This window comes from Binatus sp. (SeqCode) (assembly GCF_050013435.1).
Lineage (GTDB): Bacteria > Desulfobacterota > Binatia > Binatales > Binataceae > Binatus.
Genome location: NZ_JBEKFG010000002.1, coordinates 85,437 through 93,540 on the forward strand (window position 1 = coordinate 85,437; position 8,104 = coordinate 93,540).

The 8,104-nt window shown below is 59.6% G+C and carries 8 protein-coding genes; 2 read left to right on the plus strand and 6 right to left on the minus strand.

The window, feature by feature from the left end; all coding sequences use genetic code 11:
• The 5 genes from kdpA to ABSB13_RS00820 all read right to left on the minus strand — a co-directional run bounded on the left by kdpA (window position 1) and on the right by ABSB13_RS00820 (window position 6,134).
• Window positions 1–1,728: a potassium-transporting ATPase subunit KdpA gene (gene kdpA / locus ABSB13_RS00800; protein WP_428104620.1), complete on the minus strand. Its 1,728-nt coding sequence runs from the start codon at window positions 1,726–1,728 to the stop codon at window positions 1–3.
• Window positions 1,729–1,753: 25 nt separating this feature from the next.
• A complete protein-coding gene (gene kdpF, locus ABSB13_RS00805) occupies window positions 1,754–1,846 on the minus strand; it encodes a K(+)-transporting ATPase subunit F (RefSeq protein ID WP_428104622.1) in 93 nt (30 codons plus the stop codon).
• Between the two features lie 431 nt (window positions 1,847–2,277).
• Window positions 2,278–3,054 (minus strand): COG4705 family protein, encoded by a 777-nt coding sequence (locus tag ABSB13_RS00810; RefSeq protein WP_428104624.1) that lies wholly within the window; start codon window positions 3,052–3,054, stop codon window positions 2,278–2,280.
• A 467-nt stretch (window positions 3,055–3,521) separates the two neighbouring features.
• The gene (locus ABSB13_RS00815) at window positions 3,522–4,706 is read right to left on the minus strand and encodes an acetyl-CoA acetyltransferase (RefSeq protein WP_423949223.1); all 1,185 of its coding nucleotides are present in this window, start codon (window positions 4,704–4,706) and stop codon (window positions 3,522–3,524) included.
• Between the two features lie 18 nt (window positions 4,707–4,724).
• Complete coding sequence (locus ABSB13_RS00820; protein WP_428104627.1) at window positions 4,725–6,134, minus strand: 3-oxoacyl-[acyl-carrier-protein] synthase III C-terminal domain-containing protein; 1,410 nt, start codon at window positions 6,132–6,134, stop codon at window positions 4,725–4,727.
• A 408-nt stretch (window positions 6,135–6,542) separates the two neighbouring features.
• Between ABSB13_RS00820 and ABSB13_RS00825 the strand changes: the two genes are divergently transcribed.
• Together ABSB13_RS00825 and ABSB13_RS00830 are read left to right on the plus strand one after the other, a co-directional pair.
• The gene (locus ABSB13_RS00825) at window positions 6,543–6,716 is read left to right on the plus strand and encodes a hypothetical protein (RefSeq protein WP_428104629.1); all 174 of its coding nucleotides are present in this window, start codon (window positions 6,543–6,545) and stop codon (window positions 6,714–6,716) included.
• Window positions 6,717–7,201: 485 nt separating this feature from the next.
• Complete coding sequence (locus ABSB13_RS00830) at window positions 7,202–7,636, plus strand: STY0301 family protein (RefSeq protein ID WP_428104631.1); 435 nt, start codon at window positions 7,202–7,204, stop codon at window positions 7,634–7,636.
• Between the two features lie 118 nt (window positions 7,637–7,754).
• Here the strand turns inward: ABSB13_RS00830 and ABSB13_RS00835 are convergent.
• Window positions 7,755–8,104 (minus strand): PaaI family thioesterase (locus ABSB13_RS00835; protein WP_428104633.1); only part of this gene is annotated, 350 nt, incomplete at its 5' end.

Genomic DNA, 8,104 nt, shown 5'->3' on the forward strand with positions numbered 1-8,104 from the left:
CTAGAAGAGTTTCCCGGACATCATCAGCAGTTGCTCGACGATCGGTCCGAGCGCGACGGCGCAGAAGAATGTCAACGCGCCGACGATCACGATTACGCCAATCAGCAGGAACACGAACGGGATGCCGTCGGTCGGGAAAGTCCCGGCGCTGGCGGCAGTGGATTTCTTGGCCGCGACCGAGCCCGCGATCGCAAGCGCCGGGATCGCCATCATGAACCTGCCGAGCAGCATCACGATCGCGATCGACACGTTGTAGAAGGGCACGTTCGCGTTGATCCCGCCGAATGCGGAGCCGTTGTTCGCGCCCGCTTCGGTGTATGCGTACAGGATTTGCGAGAAGCCATGAGGCCCCGGATTGGAAATGCTCGACAGGCCCGCGGGCAAGACGGCCGCCAGCGCCGTCGGTATCAGGATGACGGTGGGAAAGATGAGCACGTAGAGCATCGCGAGCTTCATTTCCCGCGCCTCGATTTTCTTGCCCAGGTACTCGGGTGTCCGCCCCACCATCAGACCCGCGATGAACACCGCCAGCACGGCCATCACGATGATTCCATAAAGGCCCGAGCCGACGCCGCCGAAGATCACCTCCCCGAGCTGCATGTTGACCATCGGCACCATCCCGCCAAGTGGTGTAAAGCTGTCGTGCATCGCGTTGACGGCGCCGCACGAGGTGTCGGTGGTAACGGTCGCCCACAGCGCGGATTCGACGATTCCGAAGCGGACTTCCTTGCCCTCCATGTTACCGCCGCTTTGCGCAGCAGAGGCAATTTCATCGATTCCAATCGCGCTGATTTGTGGATTGCCGCGTTGCTCGGCCCAAATGGCTGTGGTCGCGCCGCCGAGAAACAGAATCGCCATCACTGCGAACAGTGCCCATCCCTGGCGCCGGTCACCGACCATCTTGCCGAAGGTGTGGGTCAGGCCCGCGCCGATCGAGAAGATCGCGAGCATCTCGATGAGGTTCGTCAGCGGCGTCGGATTCTCGTACGGATGCGCCGAGTTGACGTTCATGAAGCCGCCGCCGTTGGTGCCGAGTTCCTTGATTATTTCCTGGGACGCCACCGGCCCTTCGGCGATCGTTTGCGAAGCGCCCTCGAGCGTCGTCGCATTGACATACGGACTTAGGTTGTCCGGCACACCCTGCCAAACGAGCACCAGCGCGAAGATGAGAGAGATCGGGATCAGCACCCACAGCGTCGCGCGGGTGAGATCGACCCAGAAGTTACCGATCGTCTTCGCGCTGCGGCGCGCGAATCCGCGAATCACCGCCGCCGCCATCGCGATTCCAGCCGCCGCCGAGAGAAAGTTGTGCGACGTCAGCCCGACCATCTGCGTCAGATAACTCAGCGTCTGCTCGCCCGAGTATGCTTGCCAGTTGGTATTGGTCACAAAGCTTGCGGCGGTGTTGAACGCAAGTCCCGGCGGCACCCCGGCGAGTCCCTGCGGATTCAGCGGCAGGTAGTACTGGAGCCGCTGCACCGCGTACAGGAAGATCATCGAGATCAGGCTGAACGCGAGCATCGACACCGCGTATCCCGCCCAGCCCATCTCGACGCCTGGGCTTATCCCGCAGAGCTTGTAAATCAATTTCTCGATTGGCGAGAGCACCGGGTCCAGAAAGGTGCGCTCGTTCGAGAACACTCGCGCCATGTACAAGCCCAATGGCACGCTGATCGCCGCGACGATCAAGAAAAAAACAATGACCTGGATAACCGAATTGAATAGCATGTAGGTATGTACCGGCTAGTGCGGTTCAGAATCGTTCGGGACGCAGCAACGCGTAAATCAGGTAAGCACCCAGCAACACGGCGCATACCCCTCCAAGAATCGTTTCAACCGGGCTCATAAGGAGTCGCACCCCCAAACGTAGGCGATCGCGATCGCAAAAAACGCGATGCCGCCGAGAATTGAAATCAAATCCCACATAATGTTTCTCGACTTAGTAAAGTTTAATGCGGCTTGTTAGTGTGGACACAATTCGGAGCGACGAGAGCGTTCCCGCGGTAACCAAGCAGCATGGCCGTCCGGTCCGTCTAGTACTTTGATCGCAAACATATGGCGCATCGTCGCTACTACGGTCTGTTTCATTTAAGCGGCTACCCTCCGTCGCATCTCTTGCGACACGATTATCAGCACCGCACGTGCCAATGCAGAAACTCAAATTTCGCAAGGCTTTTTGCATCCATCAATCGCATGACATTTCAAAATGCATCATGCTTTTCAATGCAAACTTCATCGAAATTGCCGAAACGCACCGATGCGTCGCCCAGCGTTCTCTCACGGGTTCGCTTCCTGCTGTCCCGGATGAATCCCCGCTCGTTGGGGCGTGAACAAAATACAAGCGATCATGAAAATCGCGATGATTAAAGAAGAACTGATGCGGCTGAGATTGAAGCCGCCATCCGCATGCGGCTTGGTCAGGAGATCGCCGAGCGTCGCGCCGAGCGGGCGGGTCAGGATAAACGCCATCCAGAACAACAATGTGTGCGACGTCCTGGTATAAAAGTATGCGGCTGCGACCAGCACCAGCGCGCCGGCAAAAACCAGCGCCCCTCCTGCGAATCCGAGTCCGGAATCGTCGGCTAGAAAGTCGCCAAGGGCGGTACCCAGCGTGTTGGAGAATAGAATCGTCGTCCAGTAGAACATTTCGACTTTGGGCGACGTGATGTTGTTGACGGACACAGAGCCCATGGTGAACCGCCATATCCCAAGAACCAGCATCAACATCGTGAAGAGGGTCAGCGAACCTCCGGTGTAACCGATTCCGAGAGAACGATCCGCATAGTCCGCCATCGTTGTGCCCACGGTGGTAGTTGCGACGATAACGGCCCAATACAGAAATGGATGGAAGGATTTCGAGGTGACCTGAGCTGCGACGGTGGCAATAAAGAAGCTGAAGAAAATGGCGGTGCCGATCACGTACCCCAGATGCATCGTCATGGATACCGCATCGGCGGCTGTTTCACCCATCGTAGTTGCGGCGATCTTGATGACCCAGAAAGCCAGGGTAACTTCTGGCACCTTGTTCAAACTGATCTCGGTAACCCTGCTCATGCTATCGTCTCTCCGCGCAGCGGCTGGTAGTCAGGTCCCGCCAACACCACCATCGATTAGCCAAAACTCTCTTGTCAGCTACGGGGACTCGGATTGCGACGTCAGAGATTTATCTGCTGGTTTCTGTGCCGCTTGACGTACCAGCATGGGCTGTAACCGAGGTGCGGGAAAATCGATTTAACGCAGGTCTGAGTCTCAGGCTCGCCCGGTTCGAACTCGGTCTTACCGCTCTTCTGAGGTACCGCGTAATACTTGTTGATCTGCACGGTTCCGAAAGGCTCTCGGCTCGCGGGAATTCGATACTTAACTGAAATAAATTCGCCCGCATAGTAGATACACACTAGCACTACTACTGCTGTGGCTATTCGTTTGAGTAATAGTGCCACAAAGGCCCGGAATTCTTCGCTCTGCTCAGAATGACAAAGTGAGATCCGGGATTCTTCGCGTCGCTCAGAATGACGATGCGGCTAGCCGACCTGGCTGCCGACCACCGACACAAAGCTGACGCATCGGCCCGGCGCGCCGCCTAAGTTGTGCGTCAGTCCGACTTTCGGATTCTTGATCTGACGCGGTCCAGCCTCACCGCGCATCTGCAGCCACATCTCGTACATCATCCGCAGGCCCGACGCGCCGATCGGATGGCCGAACGACTTGAGACCGCCGTCCGGATTAACCGGCAGCTTGCCTTCGAGATCGAAAAACCCGTCCATCACGTCCTGCCATGCGGTCCCGCGCGGGCTGAAGCCGAGATCCTCATAGAGCACGAGTTCGGTGGGCGTGAAGCAGTCGTGGACCTCGGCCATGCTGATTTGTTCGCGAGGATTGGTGATGCCGGCCTGCGCGTAGGCGTCTTTGGCGGTGGCGACGACTTCGCGGAAGGTCGTGAAATCGTAGTCCTGCGACAGCGGTCCTTCCGCGGGCCCCGCGATGAACGAGAGCGCCTTTATATAGATGGGATTCTTGCAGTACTTGTGCGCGTCCTCGGCGCGGACGACGATCGCCGCCGCGGAGCCGTCGGACACGCCCGAGCAATCCATGATTCCGAGCGGGTCGGCAATCTTGGGCGAGTTCTTGATTGCCTCGAGCGACACTTCCTTCTGGAACTGCGCCTTGGGATTTTTCGCGCCGTTCTTGTGATTCTTCCACGCGATGCGCGTCAGCACGTCCTTGCCCTTGTCGGGGTCGAGTCCGTACTTCTTGAAATAGGCAGGCGCCAGCAGCGAGAACGACGCGGGCGCTGTCATGCTGCCCTGGGTGCCGTCGTTGGGCGGATTGTTGATCACCAATCCCGAGTAGCCGGAGTCCTTGAGCTTCTCGACGCCGATCGCCATCGCAATGTCGAACGCGCCCGACGCAACCGCATAGCACGCCTGCCGCAGCGCCTCCGATCCCGTCGCGCACATGTTCTCGACGCGAGTGACCGGCTTGTACTGAATCTTGAGCGGCTCGGAGAGCGTCAGACCCGAGATTCCCGACCCCATGGTGCCGAGCCAGTACGCATCGATGTCGTTGGGCTCGACGCCCGCCGATTCATAGGCTTGGTACGCGGCATCCACCAGCAGGTCTTCGGTCCCCTTGTCCCAATGCTCGCCGAACTTGGTGCATCCCATCCCGACGATCGCGACGCGGTCCTTGATTCCTTTGCTAGCCATTGATGGTTCTCCTCGGCGTTAACGCCTGGGGCGCGCTTTCCAGAAATAGTTGTTGACGCCGTCGGCGGTAAAGAGCCGTCGAAACGTCATTTCGACTTCGTCGCCGATCGCGACCTTGTCGGGTTCGCAGTCGGTCATCTCGCACAGGAAGCGGCCGCCGCCGGCGAAGTCAAGCACGACGTTAACAGTCGGCGGATTCAGAGAATAGGCGAGGCGATCGATGGCGTAGGTGGCGATTTTCGCGGTGCGGTCGGCGAATCCATAGGGTTCCATCTTGCCGCGCTGATGGCATTTCACGCAGACCAGCTGCGGCGGAAGCTGCGGAGTCCCGCAGTTGGTGCATCGCGAACCGATGAATCCGAACTTCCACTTCTCCGAGCGCATCATCGGTGGTCCCGCCGGACGGTCGGGATCCGGGCGTCGCGGCGGCTCGGTGGGCAGAATTTCGCGCCACTTGAGATAGTTGGCGTAAGACACGTCGCCCTTGGACTCGATCATGCGGCCGACAGAATGCACCGGCTTGAAGCCGGCGTTGGCCGGCGTGACGCGCAGCAAGATCGCATCGGCACCGTCGGCCACCGTCGCGACGAGTATCCTGTCGCCCGGCTTTGCCGATGGCAGCGCGGCCGCGAGCATCAGGCCCGCGTGCGCGGCGCCGGTTTGCCCCACGGTCAAAGCAAATGAATCTGAGAATTTGGCGGGATCGATTTTGAGCGCTCGCGCGATTTCCTCGGCCGCACGAGCGTTGGGCGCGTCGAGGATTACCTTCGACAGATCGCCCGGCGCGACTTTCGCCTTCTCCAGCACGTTCTTGATCACCGTGCCGAGCAGCGGAGAATGCGCCTGCGTCAGCGTGAAGCGCTCTTCCCACGAATGCGAAAAACGCTCGCCCTGTGCTCGCCAGCTGTCCAGGAACTCGCGCGTCAGCGAGGCGCTGGCCTCGATTTCGGCGATCACGCGCTCCGCACCGAGCACGAAAGCGACCGCACCGTCGCCGGTCGTCTGCTCGGCCTTGCCCTCGGGCGCTGCCAGCCGGCAATCACCGATGGCGACGAGCGCGCGCCTGGCGCCGCCGCCGATCGCATCGGCGCCTTGCAGCAGCGCAGACAATCCGGCGCGGACCGAGCCGGTCATATCCGACGCGCGAATTTCCGCCGGCAGCATCGCGGCTGCGCCGATCACCGCGGCGCTGAGTTTTTCCGCATAGGGCGGCGTCGTGGTTGCAAAGATGAGCGCCTGCACATCGCCAGGCGGCGCGGCTTTCAGCGCATCGCGAGCCGCCTCGACCGCCATCGATACGCTGTCTTCGTCGAAGCTCGCGATTGCGCGCTCGCCCTTGCCGGCGGGCGTGCCCAGGACGGCGGCGATCGCGGAGCGCTTGAGGCGTCGGTACGGAACGTATGAACCGTAAGAAACAATTCCAGCCATGACGGGCATTAAAGGCCGAGTCTGGCCACGCCGTCAACTCAAGCCGGCGCTCGGGCGCCGGGCGGCTATGAGCCGCACTTGCGCATCGCTCGACTTGAACCGGCGCGTACGCCGTGGGAGCCATCGCGACGCGACCGCGTGCGTAACGCATTCGTAACAATAGCTGCAATTTTAATGGCGCGATCGCGCTGCATGCAGTCGCTCCGCTGCTTCTCATCGACGAGCCAGCTTGAGCGATGGTCTCTATGCAAATGGCCGAGGTTTCGCGACTCGCTGCTAACTTTTTGCGAATCGCAAATGATAAAGACTGCGCCTATCGAAAATAGTCCAATGAAATGAACGCTTGGGTCTTTGGCATCAGCCTTGCTCTCCCCCTGCTGACGGCGAATTTTACGGGAGGTGAGGAAAATGGCTGCTACCACGGCTAATCAGAGACTCGCAGGCTTTCAGCAGGTAAGGGAGCAGACCGAGACTGTCGCTGCCAATCGTATTGCGCAAAACAGTTTGCTCAGCGAATTGCCCGGCGCGGCGTTCGCATTCCTGACGCTGGCGTACATCGTTCTCTCGTTTGTGGGCCTCTAAATCGACGCATCGCATACCACGCACGGGAGGAATTCGGTCGAGCGAATCGACTTCGATCGGTTTCCCGAAGCGTTCTTGAGTTACTTCCTCGACAGATGCGCGCGTTGCGGCACGAACGCATGAGCGACTTGCACGTGCGCTCGGCAAGGCGAAGGACAATCGACCTGAAATCGCGCGCTGTCGGATCGATCGCGGGATCCGCGCGCGCGAAAGCGAGTTCGGAACATGATCATGATGATGGAAGCAGTATCTTTGCTGGCGGGAGTGGTAATTGCGATTGTGATAGTGGTAGGCCCCGCCAAGCCCTTATACAAGAGACCAAAGGCTGAGCGGTAACCCCGCTCGGCCATACCCGCATCCGGCGCTGACGCCGCAAGCGACTTTCCCCATCTGCGGGGCGGAGTGCGAATTGTTTTCGTGGGTCCGCCCCCTCTCGTTTTTTTTCGCGCCGCAATCTAAACTCGCGCCTGCCCGGGAGGTACGAGATGAAGCGAATTACGCTCAACCTGATTGCTTTCGCGTGCGCGATTGCGGCGCCGCATCTCGCCTGCGCGCAGGCGACTTGTCCTCCCACCCTCGCCGTCGAACAGAAAACGTCGGCGCCGGCTCCGAACTGGACCGTTACTTTCTCCGGCTACAATACCGCGATTGCGGGCGTCACTATCTTCGAGGGTCCGCCCGCCGAGCAGGCTTCGCTCGTGCCCGACAGCGAGCAAACGACCGATGCCATGGTCTTCCAAACCTGGAAATTGGCGAAAAGTGATCGCGGTTACTGGCTGCAGTGCGAGTATGCGAACACCACGGCACAGATCTACCAGCGCTTGCCGGTGAATGTCTCGCGATGCGATGTAGCCTACGAGCGCAACGTTCGCTTCGGCGGCGAGGGCCGCCGTGTAGTCAAGAGCGTGAACTGCGAATAGCCAATCGACTGACGATCTTATTACTCTCTGAATAGTATATCGCGATACATGCGCTAATGACGCGCATGCTCTATTGAGTAATCCTTTCTATAGTTTCCGTCCGGCTACTGCCTATTCTTTACTTCTCAAGCGCGGCCTTTTCCGCGGATTTTTTTTCATCCGCCGAATTTGCGCGCGCGGTGACCAGCGCCGCCATCGCGGCGAAACGCTCCTGCCCGACTGCGATGAACAGTCCCTCGGCTTCTGCCGTCAGCAGACCGTTCGCTGACAGCGTTCCGTGGGTGAAAATCTTGCGCCCCTCGACGCGATCGACGTACGCCTCGAAGGTAAGCTCGGTCAGCAACGGCGTCGGCCGCCGGTAACGAATCGTAAGCGTCCCCGTCATGCCGGGATTGCCCGTCAGCGACTGCGCCATTCCAAGCACTTCGTCAAACGCGGCGGCCAGAAATCCTCCGTGCACGTGTCCCG

Coding starts and splice junctions, on each gene's coding strand:
- kdpA (WP_428104620.1), bottom strand. CDS start 1,728: ATGCTATTCAATTCGGTTATCCAGGTCATTGTTTTTTTCTTGATCGTC.
- ABSB13_RS00820 (WP_428104627.1), bottom strand. CDS start 6,134: ATGGCTGGAATTGTTTCTTACGGTTCATACGTTCCGTACCGACGCCTC.
- ABSB13_RS00815 (WP_423949223.1), bottom strand. CDS start 4,706: ATGGCTAGCAAAGGAATCAAGGACCGCGTCGCGATCGTCGGGATGGGA.
- ABSB13_RS00810 (WP_428104624.1), bottom strand. CDS start 3,054: ATGAGCAGGGTTACCGAGATCAGTTTGAACAAGGTGCCAGAAGTTACC.
- ABSB13_RS00825 (WP_428104629.1), top strand. CDS start 6,543: ATGGCTGCTACCACGGCTAATCAGAGACTCGCAGGCTTTCAGCAGGTA.
- kdpF (WP_428104622.1), bottom strand. CDS start 1,846: ATGAGCCCGGTTGAAACGATTCTTGGAGGGGTATGCGCCGTGTTGCTG.
- ABSB13_RS00830 (WP_428104631.1), top strand. CDS start 7,202: ATGAAGCGAATTACGCTCAACCTGATTGCTTTCGCGTGCGCGATTGCG.